The organism is Mycolicibacterium sp. HS_4_1, assembly GCF_054515875.1.
Genome location: NZ_CM137261.1, coordinates 2,472,376 through 2,490,622 on the forward strand (window position 1 = coordinate 2,472,376; position 18,247 = coordinate 2,490,622).

Sequence of the window (18,247 nt, forward strand, 5' to 3'; positions counted from 1 at the left end):
GTCGATACTCTGTTCCTCGCGCAAGCCCTCGTCAGCGTTTGTTGACGAAACCGGCGTCCACCGGCAGCGTCACCCCGGTGATGTACCGCCCGGCGTCCGACACCAGCCACGCCACCGTGTTGGCGATGTCCTCGGCGTCGAGGACCTGTACGGGCAACGCGTTGGTCATGTTCGGCGCGGATTTGGCCGCTTCCGGGTCAGCGGTCAACTGGCTCAACCACTTGCGGGTGAAGTCGTTGTCGATCATCGGGGTGTCCACCCCGGCCGGGTGGATCGAGTTGACCCGAATGTTCTGCGACGCGAGCAGGTTCGCGTACACCCGCATGAGGCCGACCATGCCGTGCTTGGCAGCGGCATAGCCCACTGAACCGGCCATCGGTGAGGCCAGCCCGACCAGTCCGGCGACCGAGCTGATCAGCACGATCGACCCGCCGTTGCCGGCCTTGACCATGGGCCGCATCGCCACTTCGACAGTGTTGTACACGCCGGTCAGGTTGACGTCGATGACGTCCTGCCAGGCGTCCTCACCGGCCATGGGCGCGATGCCCGCGTTGGCGATGACGATGTCCAGCCGCCCGCCGAGTTCCTCGACGCCGGCCTTCAGCGCGGCCTTCAAGGCCTCGCGGTCGCGGACATCGGCCTGGGCGGCCACGATCCGGGCCCCGTTCTCCTCGACCAGCTTCACGGTCGCAGCCAGATCGTCGGGTGTGGCCATGGGGTAGGGGACCGACGGGATCTGGTCGCACAGGTCGACCGCGATGATGTCGGCACCCATGGACGACAGCTTCACCGCGTGCGCTCGACCCTGGCCGCGGGCCGCGCCGGTGATGAAGGCGACCTTGCCGGTCAGCTCAGCCACCGCGCGTCCTCTCGGCTCTTCGCGCGAGCGCTCATCACTGGCCCCGCAGTTGGCCCTTGGCCGGATCGCCGGCGACCACGGGGGAGAGCATCTTGATGTCGGGCGCGCCGTCGAGGTGCTCGCCGATGGCGCCGAACAGCTTCCCGATGGCGGGCGCGGTGCTGTGGGTCTTGATGGCCTCCGCGTCGGCCCACTGCTCGACGAAGACGAAGGTGCCGCCGTCGGCCTCGTGCAGTGAGTAGAGCTCGCAGCCCGGCTCGCCGTGGACGGCGTCGACGGCCTCGATGCACGCGGTGCGCACCAGATCGACGGACTCGGGCTTGGCTTTCATGGTGGCGACGACTACGACCGGCATGAGCGAACTCCTCGATAGATAGCTGGACTAGACAGGTGTCCACGTTAACCCGAAGCTTGGGCCGGGTGTGACGTGGCTCCCACTGCCCGGTGATCAGCGGATATGCGGCTCAGGTCGTGACCTAAGCGTTACGTGTGTGGCAGATGGTGCAGATGGGGTAACTGCGACTAGGCTGACAGCCATGGCGAGTAAAACCGCAACGAGCTCAGCTAACCGGGCCAAGGCCGGGTCGGCGAATCGTGGCGCAGCCGGTTCGGGGGCGCGTTCATCGAAGTCAGGCAGTGGAAAATCGGGGCGGGCGACACGTCCGCCGACCCCGAAATCACCCGCTCGGAAGCCGGCCCGCAAACCAGCGCCCCACCCATCTCCGGTGGCTACCGCCGGTGCCGCGGTGGGTCGTGGTGCCCGCGCCGGCTGGCTGATGCTCGCCAAGGGTGCCGGAACCACCGCCCGCAGCGTCGGCCGCGCGCGGGAACTCGAGCCCGGGCACCGTCGTGACGGCATCGCGCTGGCACTGCTCGGCGTCGCCTTCCTGATCGCCGCCAGCTCGTGGTTCGACGCGGCCCGACCCGTCGGTGCGTGGATCGACTACGGCGTGCGCACGGTCATCGGATCCGCGGTCGTGGTGCTGCCGGTCCTGCTGTTGGCATTGGCCATCACGCTGATGCGCACCCACCCGAACCCCGACGCGCGGCCGCGGCTGATCCTCGGCGCCGCCATGATCGCACTGCCGGTGCTCGGCCTGTGGCACATCTGGGTCGGTGGGCCCACCGCGCCGGGGGAGCGCCGCGGCGCTGCGGGGTTCGTGGGCTTCGTCATCGGCGGCCCGCTCTCGGACGGGCTGACCGTCTGGATCGCCACGCCGCTGCTCATCATGGGCGTGCTGTTCGGCCTGCTGCTGGTCACCGGCACGACCATCCGCGAACTGCCGGACACGTTGCGCTACGTGGTGTCGGGTCGCCTGTACGGCGCGCACGACGACGAGTACGACGCGCGGGCGGGCTACGCCGACGACGACTTCTCTGATGATTTTTCAGACGGCTACTACGACGACCCGACCTATTCGCGGGACGAGCCTTCCCCCGGCGAAGCCGGGAATCTGGCAGGAGGCTGGCCCACCGCCGACGCAACCACCGCGGCCATGACGCGGCCGCTGGGCCGCACGCCGATGGACAACTATCCGGTCGAGCCCGCCGCGGACGAGGCGCCGACGGCACCGGAGCCCGCGGCCAAGCCTCGCCGCCGGAAGGCGCAGAACGTCGCGGACCCCGTGCCCACCAAGGCCAAGGCCCTGGACAAGGCCCTGGACAACGCTGCGGACACGGCGCCGGCCAAGGACGACAGCCTGACGCTGGATCGCGTCATCGAGGGCGATTACACGCTGCCGCCGCTGGACCTGCTGGCCGATGGCGACCCGCCGAAGCGGGTCGGCCGCGACAACGACCGCATCATGAACGCGATCTCCGAGGTCATGGAGCAGTTCAAGGTCGACGCCACGGTCGTCGGCTTCCAGCGCGGCCCGACCGTCACGCGCTACGAGATCGAGCTCGGGCCCGGCGTCCGCGTCGAGCGGTTCACCCAGCTGCAGCGCAACCTCGCCTACGCGGTGGCCAACGAGCACATCCGCCTGCTCGCACCGATCCCCGGCAAGTCCCTGGTCGGTGTCGAGGTCCCGAACAGCGACCGCGAGATGGTGCGGCTCAAGGACGTGCTGAACGCGCCGAGCACCCGCAAGGATCACCACCCCATGGTGTTCGGCATCGGCAAGGACGTCGAAGGCCACTTCATCAGCTACAACCTGGCCAAGATGCCCCACCTGCTGGTGGCCGGCTCCACCGGTTCGGGTAAGTCGAGCTTCATCAACTCGATGCTGGTGTCGCTGCTGCAGCGCGCCACCCCGGACGAGGTCCGGATGATCCTGGTTGACCCGAAGATGGTGGAATTCCCGCCGTACCAAGGCATTCCGCACCTCATCACGCCCGTGATCATCGACCCGAAGAAGGCCGCCGCCGCGCTGGCCTGGCTGGTCGAGGAGATGGAGCAGCGGTACCAGGACATGAGCGCCAGCGGTGTCCGGCACATCGACGACTTCAACAAGAAGGTGCGTTCGGGCGAAATCACCGCCCCGCTCGGCAGCGAGCGGGTCTACAAGACCTACCCGTACATCCTGTGCGTCGTCGACGAGCTGGCCGACCTGATGATGCAGGCGCCGCGCGACGTCGAGGACGCCATCGTCCGCATCACCCAGAAGGCCCGCGCCGCGGGCATCCACCTGGTGCTGGCCACCCAGCAGCCGGTGGTGTCGGTGGTGACGGGTCTGATCAAGGCCAACGTGCCGTCCCGCATGGCATTCGGTGTGACCAACGCGACCAACTCGCGCGTCATCCTCGACCAGATCGGCGCCGAGAAGCTCACCGGTAAGGGTGACGGCCTGTTCCAGCCGTCGGAGGCGCCCAAGCCCATCCGTGTGCAGGGCGCGTTCGTCAGCGACGAAGAGATCCAGGCCGTCGTCGCCTACACCAAGCAGCAGGCCCAGCCGGAGTTCATCGACGGCGTCACGGTCAAGACCGTCGAGAAGCGCGAGATCGACAGCGATATCGGCGACGACATGGACGTCTTCCTGCAGGCCGTGGAACTGGTCGTGTCGAGCCAGTTCGGGTCGACCTCGATGCTGCAGCGCAAGTTGCGGGTCGGGTTCGCCAAGGCCGGCCGCCTGATGGACCTGATGGAGACGCGCGGCATCGTCGGACCGTCCGAGGGCTCCAAGGCCCGCGAGGTCCTGGTCAAGCCCGACGAACTGGCCGGCACCCTGATGCTGATCCAGGGCGGCTCGGATGCGGTCGGCTCGGCGGGCGACGATCCCGGGTTCTGACCGGGGTTACCGACGTCACACCGGTGCTGACAGACGGCCCGGATAACAACATCGAGTGCTGGCGAGCGCCGCCGACTGTGGGAGGCTGGACTCCTAAGGAGGCTTTGCCGTGGTTGACATTTCGCGCACCGGGGAGCTCGATGCAGACGTCGAATCCGGTGGTCGCAGCCGGCCTGCGCTGACGGCGTTCACCGACCTCGGATTCCGGAAGTCGGCGGCGCCGCACGTGGTGCCACTGTTGTACGGGCTTGTCATCGTCGGTGCGGTGGTTTTGTATCTGGCGGGCGCCGTGGTGGCGTTCGAGCTGGCCGTGCTGCTCGGCGTGTTCTGGGTGTTGCTCGCGGGCCCGGTCACCTGCGTGGCGATCGTGCTGGTGGCGCGGGTGGTCCTGGAGTCGCTGAGCGCGTTCATGGCGATGGGCCAGCAGGTCGACGAGCTGAACGAGCTGGTGCTGGAGATCGCTGAGCTGATGATCGGGGTATCGGACAAGATCGAGGTGATCCCGACGCTACCGTCGTTCGGCCGTGGTGGGCGGTCCCGCCGGCGGGCCGCGATCATGGACATGCGGGACCGGATCGTCGCGCGCCGGGCGGCCTCGACCGACACCGCCGACTGACTACAGCGTGACGATCATCCGGGTGTTGCCCAAGGTGTTCGGCTTCACGTAGGAGAGATCCAGGAACTCGGCCACGCCGGTGTCGTACGAGCGGCACATCTCCTCGTACACCTCGGCGGTGACGGGCGTGCCCTCGATCTCCTTGAAGCCGTGCCGGCTGAAGAACTCGGTCTCGAAAGTGAGCACGAAAACGCGCTGCAGCTCCAGCTCCCGCGCCACGTCGAGCAGCTGCGCCACCACCGCGTGCCCGACGCCCATGCCGCGCACCTTCGGATGGGCCGCGACGGTACGCACCTCGCCGAGGTCGGCCCACAGCACGTGCAACGCGCCGCAGCCGACGATCTCGCCGCCCAGGTCGGCCACCCAGAACTCCTGGACCGCCTCGTACAGGGTGACCAGGTTTTTCTCCAGCAGGATCTTTCCCGCGTAGATGTCCACGAGGGCCTTGATTCCCGGGACGTCGGATGTTCGGGCGCGGCGAACCACCAGCCCTGTGGTGCCGGGTTTCGCTGCGTCGCTCACATGTGGAGGGTATCGGCTGCGTATGGCCCGGTAGGTGACCGGATATCCTGTGTCGGTGACAGGCCAGTCAGATACCGATCCGCGCGCCTCGGGCGCCGGCGTGGCGAACATCGCCAATCTACTGACCGGACTGCGCATCGCGCTGGTGCCCGTGTTCCTGGCGGCGCTCTTCGCCGGTGACGGTCATGAAACCCGTTGGCGGATCGCCGCTTTCGTCGTTTTCGCGGTGGCCGTCATCACCGACCGGTTCGACGGCGAGATCGCCCGCAGCTTCGACATGGTCACCGAATTCGGCAAGCTGGCCGACCCGATTGCGGACAAGGCCCTGATCGGGGCCGCACTGATCGGGCTGTCGATACTCGGGGACCTACCGTGGTGGGTCACCGTCGTGATCCTGGCCCGCGAGCTCGCGGTGACGCTGTTGCGCTTCGCGGTGATCCGGCGCGGCGTCATTCCCGCGAGCCGTGGCGGCAAGCTCAAGACGCTGGTGCAGGCGGTGGCGATCGGTCTGTTCGTGCTGCCCCTGCACGCCTGGCCCGCCCCGTGGCTGACCACTGCCTGGGTCTTCATGTGGGCTGCGGTGGTGCTGACGGTGCTCACGGGCATCGAGTACGCCGTCTCGGCGTTTCGTCGGCCCTGAATCGCCGCATCGGGAACCAAAGCGGTGCGTCGCCGCGTTGGTGCCTACAAGACCGTGTAGAACGGGTGATCCGGCCGGGCTGCGCGGCTGTTGTTACTTGAAGGCGAAGGGGAAACGCGATGACGACATCTGGGCAAGCGAAGCGCCGGGAAGCGATGTTGCTGCGTGAGGTCATCGGCGACGTGCTGCGTCAGGCCCGTACCGGGCAGGGACGCACACTGCGCGAGGTGTCCGACGGTGCTCGGGTGAGCCTGGGCTACCTGTCCGAGGTCGAACGGGGCCGTAAAGAACCGTCGAGTGAACTGCTCGGCGCCATCTGCGGTGCCCTGGACGTGCCGCTGTCGCAGGTACTGGCCGACGCTGCCGAGCAGATGCTGCACACCGAGCGCGCCGAGGCCGACCGCACGGTGGCCAACATCGACGTCGCGACCAAGGTGGTCATCCCTCAGCATCTCGCCATGGCCGTTGCTTGAGTTAGCACAGCCCGAACCGCAGCAAGACGCGCGTGGCATCTCGCCGCGCCGCAATAGTGCATGTGGGCTGCGTCCGGCTGTCCGCACCTACTAGGTTGGCTGTAGACGTGCTGGCACAGATGCGGCCGGCAAGCAGATAACCGATCCCGAATCACGAACGACACGAAGGCGGACCGATCTCATGGCCAATCCCTTTGTCAAAGCCTGGAAGTACCTCATGGCGCTGTTCAGCTCCAAGGTCGACGAATATGCCGACCCGAAGGTGCAGATTCAGCAGGCGATCGAGGAGGCCCAGCGCCAGCATCAGGCCCTGACTCAGCAGGCGGCGTCGGTCATCGGCAACCAGCGTCAGCTGGAGATGCGGCTGAACCGTCAGCTTGCCGACATCGAGAAGCTGCAGGCCAACGTCCGTCAGGCCCTGACCCTGGCCGACCAGGCCACGGCGGCCGGTGACGTTGCCAAGGCCACCGAATACAACAACGCCGCCGAGGCCTTCGCCGCCCAGCTGGTGACCGCCGAGCAGAGCGTCGAGGACCTCAAGGGTCTGCACGACCAGTCGCTGCAGGCCGCGACCCAGGCCAAGAAGGCTGTCGAGCAGAACGCCATGGTGCTGCAGCAGAAGATCGCCGAGCGCACCAAGCTGCTGTCGCAGCTCGAGCAGGCCAAGATGCAGGAGCAGGTCAGCGCCTCGCTGCGCTCCATGACGGAGATCGCCGCCCCGGGCAACACCCCGAGCCTCGACGAGGTGCGCGACAAGATCGAGCGCCGCTACGCCAACGCCATGGGTTCGGCCGAGCTGGCTCAGAACTCGGTGCAGGGCCGCATGATGGAGGTCCAGCAGGCCAGCGTGCAGATGGCCGGCCACTCGCGCCTCGAGCAGATCCGCGCCTCGATGCAGGGCAATTCCCTGCCGTCCGGCGGTGCCGCCGCACCGGCCACCCCGGCAGCTCCGGCCGCCAATCCGGCACCGGAAAACCCGCTGTCGCAATAGTTTTCTGAGATGTGAGGGGGCAGCGGTGAAAGCCCAGTCGGCCGGCCGTCCCGGGGAGACCCGGGGCTGGCAGGCAGTCCTGCAACGCGGCATCGACACCGCTGCCGAATTGTCCGACCTGGTGGCCCAGCGCCTCGGCGCGGCCGCCGATCCGCGGGCCCGGCTGCTGCGCAAGCGCCGCTGGGCGCTGCGGCTGAGCTGGTTGTTCGCCGGCGCCAGCGCGTTCTGGATCGGGTTGACGGCGCTGCTGGCGGCCTGGAGCACCCCGTTCTGGGTGCTGATCGTCACCGGCCCCATCGCCGGCGGCGCCGCGTTCCTGGCCACGCTGTGCTTCCTGCGCTACCGGTGGCTGCGTGGGGAACCACTGCCACCGGTGCGGACCTCACGGCTGCTGCCGCCCAGAGGCTCGGCGGCACGGCGCCCGATGGAGACGCTGGCGTCGGCCGAACGTGGGCTGTACTCCCTGTTGAGCGTCATCCAGCGCGGCCAATTGCTGCCCGCCGCCGAGATCGTCGAGGTGACCGCCGCGGCGAATGCGTCGGCTGCGGCGCTGGCCGGTACCGCCGGGGAAGTGGCCGCGATGGAGCGTGCGGCCGGCTCGGTGCCACAGTCTCGTGGTCATCTGGCGCCGGCCATCAAGGCCTATACCGCGCAGCTCGACGCCGGTGTCCGGCAGTACGCCGACATCGTCACGGCCGCAGCGCAATTGGTGTCGGCGGCGAACAGCGGTGCGGGTTCGGCCCGGGCGATGTCCGAGCAGCGGTACCGCAGTGAACTGGTTGCCGCCACCGACCGGCTGAGTGCCTGGGCGCAGGCCTTCGACGAACTGGGGCGCCTGCGCCAGGCCTGACGGTCCGCTAGATGGTGGTGGAGCCGGTGCCGTCGTCGGACCGGCGACCGTACCGCTCTTCATAAGCCGCGTGGATGTGGGCGTTCTTCTGGCGCAGCGATTGGTCGAGCAGCTTCGGGTCGATGCCGTTCTTGACCAGCATGTGCCGCCGCCAGATCTTGTTCAGCGCATGGGAGAAGTAGACCACCGGGATCAGGATGGGCACCGTCGCGCTCAGGCGGATGACGAGGTCCGAGCCCCCGGTGATGCCGAGCAGCTCCGGCAGGAACCAGATCGGGATCAAGATCAGGAACGCGGGGACGAACATGCGGATGACGATCCGCAGCGTCGCGCCTTTGCCGATGAGGTCCTCGGTCACCCACGCCCGCATCGAGTCGGGCAGCCGGCCGCCGTAGCTGTACTTGATGTACTGCCGGGCGTTGGGCTTCGGGCGATTCTCATTGGCCATGGTGGTCAATTTTACCGCTGGCTACATGGTCGGCCGCAGGGCCGGGACGGCGGCCCCGATGAGACCACGCACGGTGGCCTTGACCATGTCGAACATGTCGAAGTAGTCCCGCCACAGCGTGATCTTGCCGTCGCGCACCTCGAACACCCCGCAGACCCAGAACTGCAGCCGCACCGGCCCGATGACCAGTGCGTCGGTGCGCTCGGTGAGCACCGTGGTGCCCTCGCCGACGATGCGGTGGAACTTGACCTCGAAACTGACGGGGCTGTTCTTCATGGGCCGGAACAGTTTCATCGCGCGGGCCCGACCGCGGATGGTGGGCAGTCCCACGTTCTCGTAGACGAGGTTGTCGTCGAGCAGGCGGTCGGCGGTCTCCATGTCCTCGGCCTGCAGGGCGTAAAGGAAGGTTTCGACGATCTCGACGTTGGTCTGAGTCACTGCCGGTGTGCTCTGTGTCATACGGTCACGGTAATGCGCCTGCCCGCCGGCGCACAGGGGCCGGTATGACAAGGTGGCCCGATGCGCGTCGCCGTGGTTGCCGGGCCGGACCCCGGCCATGCCTTTCCGGCTATCGCGCTGTGCCTTCGGTTCCGGGCGGCCGGCGACCATCCGGTGTTGCTGACCGGTCGGCAATGGCTCGGCACTGCGGCGGAGGCAGGTGTCGACGCGCGGGAGCTGCTGGGGCTGGACCCCGAGGATGGCGACGACGACCTCGACTCGGGCGCCAAGATTCACGAGCGTGCCGCGCGGATGGCGGTGCTCAATGCGCCGGCGCTGCGGGAGCTGGCGCCCGACCTGGTGGTATCCGATGTCATCACGGCCTGCGGCGGCATGGCCGCTGAGATGATGGGTCTGCCCTGGGTCGAGCTCACGCCGCACCCGCTGTACCTGCCGTCGAAAGGGTTGCCGCCGTTGGGCAGCGGGCTGGCTCCGGGCGTCGGGGTGCGGGGCCGGCTGCGCGACACGATGCTGCGATTCTTCACGGCGCGTTCGGTGCGCCAAGGGGACCGGCAGCGGTCGGCGGCGCGCATCGGAATCGGCTTGCCCGCAGCCGATCCCGGGCCCGCGCGGCGGTTGATCGCGACCCTGCCCGAGCTGGAGGTGCCGCGCCCTGACTGGCCGGCCGAGGCCGTCGTCGTCGGGCCGCTGCACTTCGAGCCGACCACCGCGGTGCTCGACATTCCCGCCGGTTCGGGTCCGGTCGTGGTGGTGGCGCCGTCGACGGCCACGACCGGGATGCAGGGCCTCGATGATCTGGCCCTGGAGGCGCTGATCCCGGGACGGACACTGCCCGACGGCGCGCGTGTCGTCGTATCCCGGCTGCGGGGCCCCGATGCGCCGGTGCCGCCGTGGGCCGCGGTCGGACTCGGCCGCCAGGACGAGCTGCTTAAGCGGGCCGACGTGATGATCTGCGGAGGCGGCCACGGCATCGTCTCCAAGACGCTGCTGGCCGGGGTGCCTCTGGTGGTGGTGCCCGGTGGTGGCGACCAGTGGGAGATCGCCAATCGGGTTGTGCGGCAAGGCAGTGGTGAGTTGATCCGGCCGTTGACCGCGGACTCGTTGACGGCGGCTGTCGGCCGAGTCCTGTCGGCGCCTCCCTACCGGGATGCCGCACGACGGGCCGGCAACAGTGGAGCCGGCGTCGCCGACCCGGTGGCCGTGTGCCGGGCGGCGCTGCGCGTCGATGCTGAGTAGGTTGGTGCGGTGCGACTGACCGAATTCACCCTGCTGATCGAAGACCAGTTCGGTGCGGCGCGCGGTGCTGCCTTGGTGAAGGACCACGTGCTGGCGGTTCTCGGTGGCCGTACACCGGCTCAGGCGATCGAAGCCGGCGTCGAACCCCGCGACGTCTGGCGGGCCCTGTGCGCGGACTTCGACGTCCCGCGCGATCAATGGTGAACAACGCGTTCTGGTCTCTCGCGACTACTCACCCCGCACTGTTTGTCGGACGGCGACATGGTGTTCGCCACCCCGAACTCATAGCGTCCTTCGTATGGCTGAGCGAAGCTCTGAGCCAATTCGACACCGAGGAGGATGGCCTATGAGCGCCACCATTGCCGTAGTCACCGGAGCTGGCCGCGGAATCGGCCTGGCCATCGCGAAAGCCCTCACCGCACAGGGGCACCGCGTGCTGATCACCGACGTCGACGCGGCTGCCGCGCAGCGCGCTGCCGAGACCGTCGGGCATGGCGCGTGGGGCCTCGCTCAGGACGTGCGCGATGTCACGGGTCACCAGAGCATTGCCGCGCTTGCCGCCGAGCAGGGGCGAATTGCGGTGTGGGTCAACAACGCCGGGGTGCTGCACGCGGGCAACAGCTGGGAACAGCCCGCCGAGCACGTCGTACAGACCCTTGACGTCAATGTCCGCGGCATGATGGCGGGCTGCATGGCGGCCGTCAATGCCATGGGTGCCCGCGGCGGTGTCATCCTCAATATCGCCTCGATCTCGGCGCTGACGCCCGTGCCCGGGCTGGCCGTGTATGCGGCGAGCAAGGCCGCGGTGCTGTCTTACACCACCTCGCTGCAGGGCGAACTGCGCAGCGCCGGCCTGCCGATCCGGGCCTGCGCGCTGTGCCCGGACGTGGTGAACACCGAGATGGTCACTGCCACGACTCACGATCCCGGCGCGGCGCTGCTGTTCTCGGGTCCCAAGCCGTTGAACGCCGACGACGTCGCCCGGGCCGCGATCGAGCTGATGGACTCCCACCAGATTTTCCGCGTCGTACCGCGCTGGCGGGGCGTGATCGCGCGGGGCGCCGACATGGCGCCGGCCGTCGGCCTGCGCGCGCTTTCCCTGATGAGGACGTTGGGTCTGCGGCGCCAGCGTTCGCTGTGACCTCCCGGGGTAACCCTGGCCGTGAAGGCGCATCGACGATGTGAATGCGGGCCTCCCGTACCCGGGTCTGCGTTCGACGTTGGGTCCTGATCGGCGTGTCTGCTTGAAATCGAACATCTGTTCGTCCTACTGTGGTGCCAGTTCGAACGGCTGGAAACGCGACCGACGCGTTTTTGTCGGACCCCGCCGCTAGCGTCACGGCCAACCGATCGGAAACCCGATCAACGGACACCCACGAGGACGGAGACCACCCATGGCAGCACAGGCCCCAGATCGCGAGAAGGCACTCGAGCTCGCGCTGGCACAGATCGACAAGAGTTTCGGCAAGGGCTCGGTCATGCGGCTGGGAGAAGAGACCCGCCAACCGATTTCGGTCATCCCGACCGGGTCCATCGCGCTGGATGTCGCGCTCGGTATCGGCGGTCTGCCGCGCGGCCGCGTCGTCGAAATCTACGGCCCGGAATCCTCGGGTAAGACCACGGTCGCCCTGCACGCGGTGGCCAATGCGCAAGCCGCCGGCGGGATCGCGGCGTTCATCGACGCCGAGCACGCGCTGGACCCCGAGTACGCCAAGAAGCTCGGTGTGGACACCGACGCACTGCTGGTCTCGCAGCCTGACACCGGTGAGCAGGCCCTGGAGATCGCCGACATGCTGGTGCGCTCCGGCGCCATCGACATCCTGGTCATCGACTCGGTTGCCGCCCTGGTGCCGCGCGCCGAGATCGAGGGCGAGATGGGTGACAGCCACGTCGGTCTGCAGGCTCGTCTGATGAGCCAGGCGCTGCGCAAGATGACCGGTGCGCTGAACAACTCCGGCACCACCGCCATCTTCATCAACCAGCTGCGCGAGAAGATCGGCGTCATGTTCGGTTCGCCCGAAACCACCACGGGTGGTAAGGCTTTGAAGTTCTACGCCTCGGTGCGTATGGACGTGCGCCGCATCGAGACGCTCAAGGACGGCACCGACGCGGTCGGTAACCGCACCCGCGTCAAGATCGTCAAGAACAAGGTGGCGCCGCCGTTCAAGCAGGCCGAGTTCGACATCCTCTACGGCCGCGGCATCTCGCGTGAGGGCTCGCTCATCGACATGGGTGTCGAGCACGGCTTCATCCGGAAGTCGGGTTCGTGGTTCACCTACGACGGCGAGCAGCTGGGACAGGGCAAGGAGAACGCCCGTAACTACCTGCTGCAGAACGCCGACGCCGCCAATGAGATCGAGAAGAAGATCAAAGAGAAGCTCGGTATCGGCGCGGTGGTGACCGATGGTGCGGTCGATGACGTCCTTCCCGCCCCAGTCGACTTCTGAGGCGGAGCCGGCTGACGCGCCGCGGCGTGAGGAGCAGGCACGGGACGTCTGTCTGCGTCTGCTCACCACCCGCGCGCGTAGCCGGGCCGAGCTCGAAGCGCAGCTGACCAAGCGCGGCTTTCCCGACGATGTCAGTGCCCGCGTACTCGACCGGCTCACGGAGGTCGGGCTGGTGGACGACGCGGCGTTTGCCGAGCAGTGGGTGCGGGAACGTCGTACCAATGCAGGAAAAGGCAAGCGCGCCTTGGCTTCTGAACTGCGTACCAAGGGCATCGACGCCGAGGTGATCGCCGAGACGCTCGACAGCGTCGACGCGGGCGAGTGGCGGGTGCGAGCCGAGGAGCTCGTCGCCGCCAAGCTGCAGCGGGAAAACCTCGACGACGAGACGAAGGTGACCCGGCGCCTGGTCGCGATGTTGGCGCGTCGCGGCTACAGCCAGGGCATGGCCTTCGACGTCGTCAACACTCAGCTCACGCAGGAGCGTCAGCGCCGCGCGGTCTAGCGGTGGTGCGGTCCCTTGCTTGGGGATTGATGGGTCTTGCCGTGCGGAGTGTTGCCGTCGGGCTGGTGAGTCTGGAATGAATGCGTCTGGACGCCAAGGTCTTTCGTTGGGCCGGTGACGGTGTTGATCACGGCGGTCAGCGGGTGTTGCCCGGTGAGCTTGCCGCCATTGGTCGTCGTCGGACTGAGGGTGTTGACGGTCGGTTGTTTTTGCCCCAGCGGTGTTTTCGGCGTGATGACAGGGATGCTGGTGGCGGCGACGGCACTGGTCTTGAGTGGCGCCACCGGCACCGGAGTGCCCAGCAAGCCGTGGGTGAACTGCTGTGCCCCGGTGACCAGCGCCGAGGCGAAGTTGGCTATGCCCTGCACCAGATTGAGGCCGAAGTCGGTGGTGGCGACGACGAACTGTTGACCGGGTCCTGCGTTGAACGGCGGGAACGCCGACAGGGTGGTGGCGCGGAACTGCAGCTGGAAGTTCGCGAAATCTTGGGCGAACCCGATCAGATCACGTCCCGCTTCGAACTCGATGTCGGCGAAGGCGCTCAAGGCCCGAGCCACCGCGGTTTGCGGCGGTACGCCGGCGCTCAGGTCGGCAACGAACGCGCCGGGCACCTGTGTCTGGCGCTGGAACAGAGTGGCGCCGGTGGTGATCCAATCGGCGAACAGCCCGACGTTGAACACCACCTGCTGATTGAGCAGGTCCAGCGGCAGGGGCAGCGGTTGGGCGGTCAGCGAGATGCTGGATGGCGCCAGGACGGGGACCCGGTGCGTGGGGGCCTGAGCTGATGGTGCCGGTGCTGCGGCGAGTACCAGACACGCGGTGCACAGCGCGGCCAAGGTCTGGGCCGGAGCTGGAATTGCCGTCAATGCACGAACCTCGACGCTCATGACGCCTCCCGTGATCGAGTAGATCTCTCTAGGACACACGGGATAGATGCCCGCGGGGTTCACTTCGGGGGTGTACCCCGCGGGCGCGTTGGTCAACCCACGGCGTCAGATGACGAATCCGCCGTCGATGTTCCAGGTGACGCCCGTGACGAACCAGGATTCGGGGTGGGCCAGATAGGCGACGGCGCTGGCGATATCGCGCGGCTGCCCGTACTGGCCGACCGCGATGAGCGGGCGAAGCTCGTCGGCGAGGTCGCCGGTGTCGGGGTTCATGTCGGTGGCGACCGGTCCCGGCTGGATGGTGTTGACCGTGATGCCGCGCGGGCCGAGCTCGCGCACCAGGCCCCGCGTCAAACCGGCGACCGCTGCCTTGGTGAGGGCGTAGACGGAGAAGCCGACGGTCGGCACCCGGTCCGCGTTCACACTGCCGATGGTGATGATGCGGCCACCGGCGCCCAGGTGCGGTACGGCGCGCTGAATGGCGGCAAAGACTGCTTTCACATTGATGGCCAGCATCCGGTCGAAGTCCTCCAGCGGGAACGACTCGATTGGTGCGCCCTGCGCGACGCCGGCGTTGTTGACCAGGATGTCCAGTCCGCCGAGCCGCTCGACCGCTTCGTCCACTGCGGCGGCGACGTCCAGTGCGTCGGCGCTGTCGGCCTTGATGGCGGCCACCTTCGCGCCCGTTGCCTCCAGTTCGTCGACCAGGTCCTGCGCGGCATCGGGTGAGGACTGGTAGGTGAACGCGACCGCTGCGCCGTCTGCCGCGAGTCGGCGTACGGTCGCGGCGCCGATGCCGCGGGAACCGCCGGTGACCAGTGCGCGCCGCCCCGCGAGCGGGGCTTCCGAAGTGGTGCTCATGAGCTCTCCAAGCCGTGGAATGATTCTTTCGAACCGATCGGTTACTAAGTACGCTCAGGACAAGGCGCCTAGGTCGGGCTTTCATTCCGAACTATGGCCCACGTCACACAGGAGGGTCGATGGCGATCGGCAGACCCCGCATGTTCGACCCCGAGGGTGTTCTCGACATCGCGATGCGACTGTTCTGGGCGCACGGCTATGACGGGGTGTCCATCAGTGACCTCACGGCTGCGACCGGCATCAACCGCCGCAGCCTGTACGCCGAATACGGGTCCAAGGCCGACCTGTTCCGCGCTGCCGTGCGGCGCTACCAAGCTGGGCCCGGCGGATATGCCGAGCGTGCGCTCGCCCTGCCCACCGCATGGGAAACGGCGTACGCCATGGTGCACGGCGCTGTCGACGCGTCGTCCGGGACAGCCGGTCCGCGCGGATGCCTGCTGGTGCAGAGCGCGCTGGCCGCCGGCGATGAGGCGACAGAGTTGCATGCCGAGCTGGCCCAGCTTCGCGAAGACGGAATCGCCGAGCTGGCCGAACGGTTCAGCGCCGCCCAGCGGCTGGGCGAACTGGCCGGGGCGGACCCAGAGCTGTTGGCGCGCTGGATCGGTGCGATCAGTCAGGGCCTGGCGGTCCAAGCCAACAGCGGTGCCGACCGTGACGAACTGCACGCGGTGGCCGATCAGGCTCTCCGGGCCTGGCCGGGGGCGCCTCAGACTGCCGGTGCGCCTGGCGTGTCGTCCTGAACACCGGTATTCACCGGCAGTGGTTCCGGGGCGCGTCGCGACTGCCGCAGCCGGCGCTCGAGTCGGGTCGCCAGCGCCGACAGCGCGAAGTTGAGGCTGATCATCAGCGCCGCGATCACCAGCAGCGCGGGGATGTAATTGCTGTACGCCGAACCGATGTTGGTGCCCTGGCGGACCATCTCGACGAAGGTGATCTGGTAGCCGATGGCGGTGTCCTTGAGCACCACCACCATCTGGGACACCAGCACGGGCAGCATCGACGTTACGGCCTGGGGGAGCAGGATCAGCCGCAGCGTCTGACCGGGCCGCAGGCCCAGCGCCACGGCAGCCTCACGCTGGCCGCGGGGCAGCGCGTACACGCCGGCGCGCACGATCTCCGCGATCACGGCGCCGTTGTACAGCGTCAGCCCGGTGATGACGCCGGCGAGCGCCAGCTGCCGTGACGGGAAGACGTCGTACAACGCGAACAGGAAGTACGCGAACAGCATCATGATCAGCACAGGGACGGCGCGGAAGAACTCGACGAACACCGAGGACGCCCACCGCACCGCGCGCGCTTCGGACAGCCGGCCCATGCCCAGCAGCAGACCCAGCACCAGTGCGAGCACGATCGATACCGCCGCCGCCGTCAACGTGCCTACCGCACCCGGCAGCACGTACGTCGTCCACAGGTTCACGGTCAGGAACGGGTGCCACTTCGCTTCGGTCAGTTGGCCTTTGGACTCGAACTGCCACAGCACCCAGCCGGCCATCGCGATGATCACCGCGACGATGACGGCGGCAAGAACGATGTTGCGACGCTGCGCCCGCGGTCCCGGGGCGTCGTAGAGGACGGAAGCTTCGCTCATCGGTGCCCTCTGTTCTTCGCGCGAGCGCTCACGGGTCTTCTGTTCTTCGCGCGAGCGCTCACGGGTCTTCTGTTCTTCGCGCGAGCGCTCATCACCGCACCACCGCGTATCGCCTACCCAACCAACCGAACAACAGCCCCAACGGCAATGTCAGGACCACGAAACCAGCGGCGAAGATCGAACCGACCGCCAGCAGTGCCGCGGTGTTCTCGATCATCTCCTTCATCAGCAGTGCCGCCTCCGCCACGCCGATGGCCGAGGCGATGGTGGTGTTCTTCACCAATGCGATCAACACGGAACCCAGCGGATTGATCACCGCGCGAAAAGCCTGCGGCAGCAAGATCATCCGCAGGTTCTGCCCGAAGCTCAGTCCCAGCGAGCGCGCGGCTTCGGCCTGGCCCAGCGGCACGGTGTTGATGCCCGAGCGCAACGTCTCGCACACGAACGACGCGGTGTAGACCGTCAACCCGAGAGCCGCGAGCCGAAAGTTGCTGTCCACCACGGCCGTCGGCGAATGTGGATCGACAAGGGTGATCCGCAGGGTGTTCCCGATGCCGAACGAGCAGAACAGGATGATCAGCGTCAGCGGGGTGTTGCGGACCACGTTGACGTATGCCGTGCCCAGCCAGCGCAGCACCGGCACCGGTGACAGCCGCATCGCGGCCAGCAGGGTGCCCAGGATCAGCGCCCCGGCCGCGGCGAGCAGCGTCAACTGGATCGTCGTCCAGAATGCGGCCAGAATCTTGCCGCCGTAGGTGCCCCACAGATCGACGCGCTTCGATCCGCCACTGCCGTTGATATCGGTGTCCAACGGGGGAGGCGGCGGCGCGGAGAGCCCGGCGGGCCCCAGGTTGCGGTCGAACGCGGCCTGCCATTCACCGCTCTTCTGCATTTTCTCGATGGCGTCGTTGACCTTCTGGCGAAGTTCCTTGTCGCCCTTGAGCAATCCGATGCCGTACTTCTCCACCGAGAACGGCTTGCCGACCAGTTTGAACGCGCCGGGGGTCTGGGCGGCGTAGCCGGCCAGGATCACCTCGTCAGTGCTGAGCGCATCGATGGCGCCGGTCTTCACGGCCTCGAGACAGGCCGAGTAGGTGTCATACTGCTGCAGCTGCACGCCCGGGTACTTGTCCTTGATGCGTTGTGCCGGTGTGGAACCTGACACCGAGCACAGCTTCTTGTGGTTCTGCAGCGATTCGACACTGGTGATCTCGTTGTTGTCGGCACGCACCAGCAGGCTCTGGCCGGTGACGAGATAGGGACCGCCGAACGACACCTTCTGCTTGCGGGCGTCGGTGATCGAGTAGGTGGCGACGATGAAGTCGACCTGGTGATTCTGAATCAGGTTCTCGCGCTGACCCGACGGGGCTTCTTTCCATTCGATGTCGTCGGGCTTGTAGCCGAGCTGCTCGGCGATGTAGGTGGCGACGTCGATGTCGAAGCCGGCGAGCGTGCCGTCGGGCTTCTTCGCGGCCAGGCCGGGCTGGTCGAACTTGGTGCCGATGGTGATCTTCTTGCTGCTGGCCCCGCACGCGCTCACGGATAGCAGGGCCACGATCAGCACGGTGACCGCGGCCAGGCGGCGAATAACTCGTGCCGCCGCCTGCGGCCCGATTGCCCGTTTCACGGACCTCTGCCCGA

21 protein-coding genes and 1 pseudogene are annotated in these 18,247 nt (G+C 67.6%); 12 read left to right on the forward strand and 10 right to left on the reverse strand.

Going from position 1 to position 18,247, the window contains the following annotated elements; all coding sequences use genetic code 11:
* Window positions 1-31: 31 nt before the first annotated feature.
* Together ACX12F_RS11765 and ACX12F_RS11770 are read right to left on the reverse strand one after the other, a co-directional pair.
* The gene (locus tag ACX12F_RS11765) at window positions 32-859 is read right to left on the reverse strand and encodes a mycofactocin-coupled SDR family oxidoreductase (RefSeq protein WP_459369728.1); all 828 of its coding nucleotides are present in this window, start codon (window positions 857-859) and stop codon (window positions 32-34) included.
* A gap of 34 nt (window positions 860-893) precedes the next feature.
* Window positions 894-1,214 carry a putative quinol monooxygenase gene (locus ACX12F_RS11770; RefSeq protein ID WP_459369729.1) on the reverse strand — a complete coding sequence of 107 codons (321 nt, stop codon included), beginning with the start codon at window positions 1,212-1,214 and terminating at the stop codon, window positions 894-896.
* Between the two features lie 181 nt (window positions 1,215-1,395).
* On the opposite strand from ACX12F_RS11770, the gene ACX12F_RS11775 reads away from it, so the two are divergent.
* Window positions 1,396-4,086 (forward strand): FtsK/SpoIIIE family DNA translocase, encoded by a 2,691-nt coding sequence (locus tag ACX12F_RS11775; RefSeq protein WP_459369730.1) that lies wholly within the window; start codon window positions 1,396-1,398, stop codon window positions 4,084-4,086.
* A 109-nt stretch (window positions 4,087-4,195) separates the two neighbouring features.
* Window positions 4,196-4,702, forward strand: a complete 507-nt coding sequence (locus ACX12F_RS11780; RefSeq protein ID WP_459369731.1) for a DUF4282 domain-containing protein — start codon at window positions 4,196-4,198, stop codon at window positions 4,700-4,702.
* Here ACX12F_RS11780 and ACX12F_RS11785 read toward each other — a convergent pair whose 3' ends face one another.
* On the reverse strand, window positions 4,703-5,224 hold the full coding sequence (locus ACX12F_RS11785) for an amino-acid N-acetyltransferase (protein ID WP_459369732.1): 522 nt from the start codon (window positions 5,222-5,224) through the stop codon (window positions 4,703-4,705).
* Between the two features lie 55 nt (window positions 5,225-5,279).
* On the opposite strand from ACX12F_RS11785, the gene pgsA reads away from it, so the two are divergent.
* From pgsA to pspM, 4 genes are all read left to right on the forward strand, one after another.
* Window positions 5,280-5,864 carry a CDP-diacylglycerol--glycerol-3-phosphate 3-phosphatidyltransferase gene (gene pgsA / locus ACX12F_RS11790; protein WP_459369733.1) on the forward strand — a complete coding sequence of 195 codons (585 nt, stop codon included), beginning with the start codon at window positions 5,280-5,282 and terminating at the stop codon, window positions 5,862-5,864.
* A 119-nt stretch (window positions 5,865-5,983) separates the two neighbouring features.
* Window positions 5,984-6,337, forward strand: coding sequence for a transcriptional regulator ClgR (gene clgR, locus ACX12F_RS11795; RefSeq protein WP_459369734.1), 354 nt, complete (start codon window positions 5,984-5,986; stop codon window positions 6,335-6,337).
* Between the two features lie 181 nt (window positions 6,338-6,518).
* A complete protein-coding gene (pspA, locus tag ACX12F_RS11800) occupies window positions 6,519-7,328 on the forward strand; it encodes a phage shock protein PspA (RefSeq protein ID WP_406803915.1) in 810 nt (269 codons plus the stop codon).
* Window positions 7,329-7,353: 25 nt separating this feature from the next.
* Window positions 7,354-8,178 (forward strand): phage shock envelope stress response protein PspM, encoded by an 825-nt coding sequence (gene pspM / locus ACX12F_RS11805; RefSeq protein ID WP_459369735.1) that lies wholly within the window; start codon window positions 7,354-7,356, stop codon window positions 8,176-8,178.
* Window positions 8,179-8,185: 7 nt separating this feature from the next.
* On the opposite strand, the gene ACX12F_RS11810 is transcribed toward pspM, so the two are convergent.
* Both ACX12F_RS11810 and ACX12F_RS11815 read right to left on the reverse strand, forming a co-directional pair.
* The gene (locus ACX12F_RS11810; protein WP_459369736.1) at window positions 8,186-8,626 is read right to left on the reverse strand and encodes a DUF5313 domain-containing protein; all 441 of its coding nucleotides are present in this window, start codon (window positions 8,624-8,626) and stop codon (window positions 8,186-8,188) included.
* Window positions 8,627-8,647: 21 nt separating this feature from the next.
* Window positions 8,648-9,085 (reverse strand): limonene-1,2-epoxide hydrolase family protein, encoded by a 438-nt coding sequence (locus ACX12F_RS11815; RefSeq protein ID WP_459369737.1) that lies wholly within the window; start codon window positions 9,083-9,085, stop codon window positions 8,648-8,650.
* Window positions 9,086-9,145: 60 nt separating this feature from the next.
* Between ACX12F_RS11815 and ACX12F_RS11820 the strand changes: the two genes are divergently transcribed.
* From ACX12F_RS11820 to recX, 5 genes are all read left to right on the forward strand, one after another.
* Complete coding sequence (locus ACX12F_RS11820) at window positions 9,146-10,321, forward strand: glycosyltransferase (RefSeq protein WP_459369738.1); 1,176 nt, start codon at window positions 9,146-9,148, stop codon at window positions 10,319-10,321.
* Between the two features lie 9 nt (window positions 10,322-10,330).
* On the forward strand, window positions 10,331-10,525 hold the full coding sequence (locus tag ACX12F_RS11825; RefSeq protein ID WP_459369739.1) for a DUF3046 domain-containing protein: 195 nt from the start codon (window positions 10,331-10,333) through the stop codon (window positions 10,523-10,525).
* Window positions 10,526-10,667: 142 nt separating this feature from the next.
* On the forward strand, window positions 10,668-11,462 hold the full coding sequence (locus ACX12F_RS11830; protein WP_459369740.1) for an SDR family NAD(P)-dependent oxidoreductase: 795 nt from the start codon (window positions 10,668-10,670) through the stop codon (window positions 11,460-11,462).
* 253 nt (window positions 11,463-11,715) lie between these two features.
* On the forward strand, window positions 11,716-12,768 hold the full coding sequence (gene recA, locus ACX12F_RS11835; RefSeq protein WP_455983569.1) for a recombinase RecA: 1,053 nt from the start codon (window positions 11,716-11,718) through the stop codon (window positions 12,766-12,768).
* Window positions 12,737-13,270 (forward strand): recombination regulator RecX, encoded by a 534-nt coding sequence (gene recX, locus ACX12F_RS11840; protein ID WP_459369741.1) that lies wholly within the window; start codon window positions 12,737-12,739, stop codon window positions 13,268-13,270. The genes recA and recX overlap by 32 nt, the downstream gene beginning before the upstream one ends.
* On the opposite strand, the gene ACX12F_RS11845 is transcribed toward recX, so the two are convergent.
* Window positions 13,267-14,157: a hypothetical protein gene (locus ACX12F_RS11845; protein WP_459369742.1), complete on the reverse strand. Its 891-nt coding sequence runs from the start codon at window positions 14,155-14,157 to the stop codon at window positions 13,267-13,269. The genes recX and ACX12F_RS11845 overlap by 4 nt on opposite strands.
* Window positions 14,158-14,262: 105 nt before the next feature.
* Window positions 14,263-15,018 carry a 3-oxoacyl-ACP reductase family protein gene (locus ACX12F_RS11850; protein WP_459369743.1) on the reverse strand — a complete coding sequence of 252 codons (756 nt, stop codon included), beginning with the start codon at window positions 15,016-15,018 and terminating at the stop codon, window positions 14,263-14,265.
* A 119-nt stretch (window positions 15,019-15,137) separates the two neighbouring features.
* On the opposite strand from ACX12F_RS11850, the gene ACX12F_RS11855 reads away from it, so the two are divergent.
* Complete coding sequence (locus tag ACX12F_RS11855; RefSeq protein ID WP_459369744.1) at window positions 15,138-15,758, forward strand: TetR/AcrR family transcriptional regulator; 621 nt, start codon at window positions 15,138-15,140, stop codon at window positions 15,756-15,758.
* On the opposite strand, the gene ACX12F_RS11860 is transcribed toward ACX12F_RS11855, so the two are convergent.
* The 3 genes and pseudogenes from ACX12F_RS11860 to ACX12F_RS11870 all read right to left on the reverse strand — a co-directional run.
* A complete protein-coding gene (locus ACX12F_RS11860; RefSeq protein ID WP_459369745.1) occupies window positions 15,725-16,606 on the reverse strand; it encodes an amino acid ABC transporter permease in 882 nt (293 codons plus the stop codon). The two genes, ACX12F_RS11855 and ACX12F_RS11860, sit on opposite strands and share 34 nt — an antisense overlap.
* Before the next feature lie 91 nt (window positions 16,607-16,697).
* Entirely contained in the window at window positions 16,698-17,372 is a 675-nt protein-coding gene (locus tag ACX12F_RS11865; protein WP_459370320.1) for an amino acid ABC transporter permease, read from the reverse strand.
* A gap of 39 nt (window positions 17,373-17,411) precedes the next feature.
* Window positions 17,412-18,170: pseudogene (locus ACX12F_RS11870) on the reverse strand (glutamate ABC transporter substrate-binding protein); the annotation flags it as partial.
* Between the last annotated feature and the right edge of the window lie 77 nt (window positions 18,171-18,247).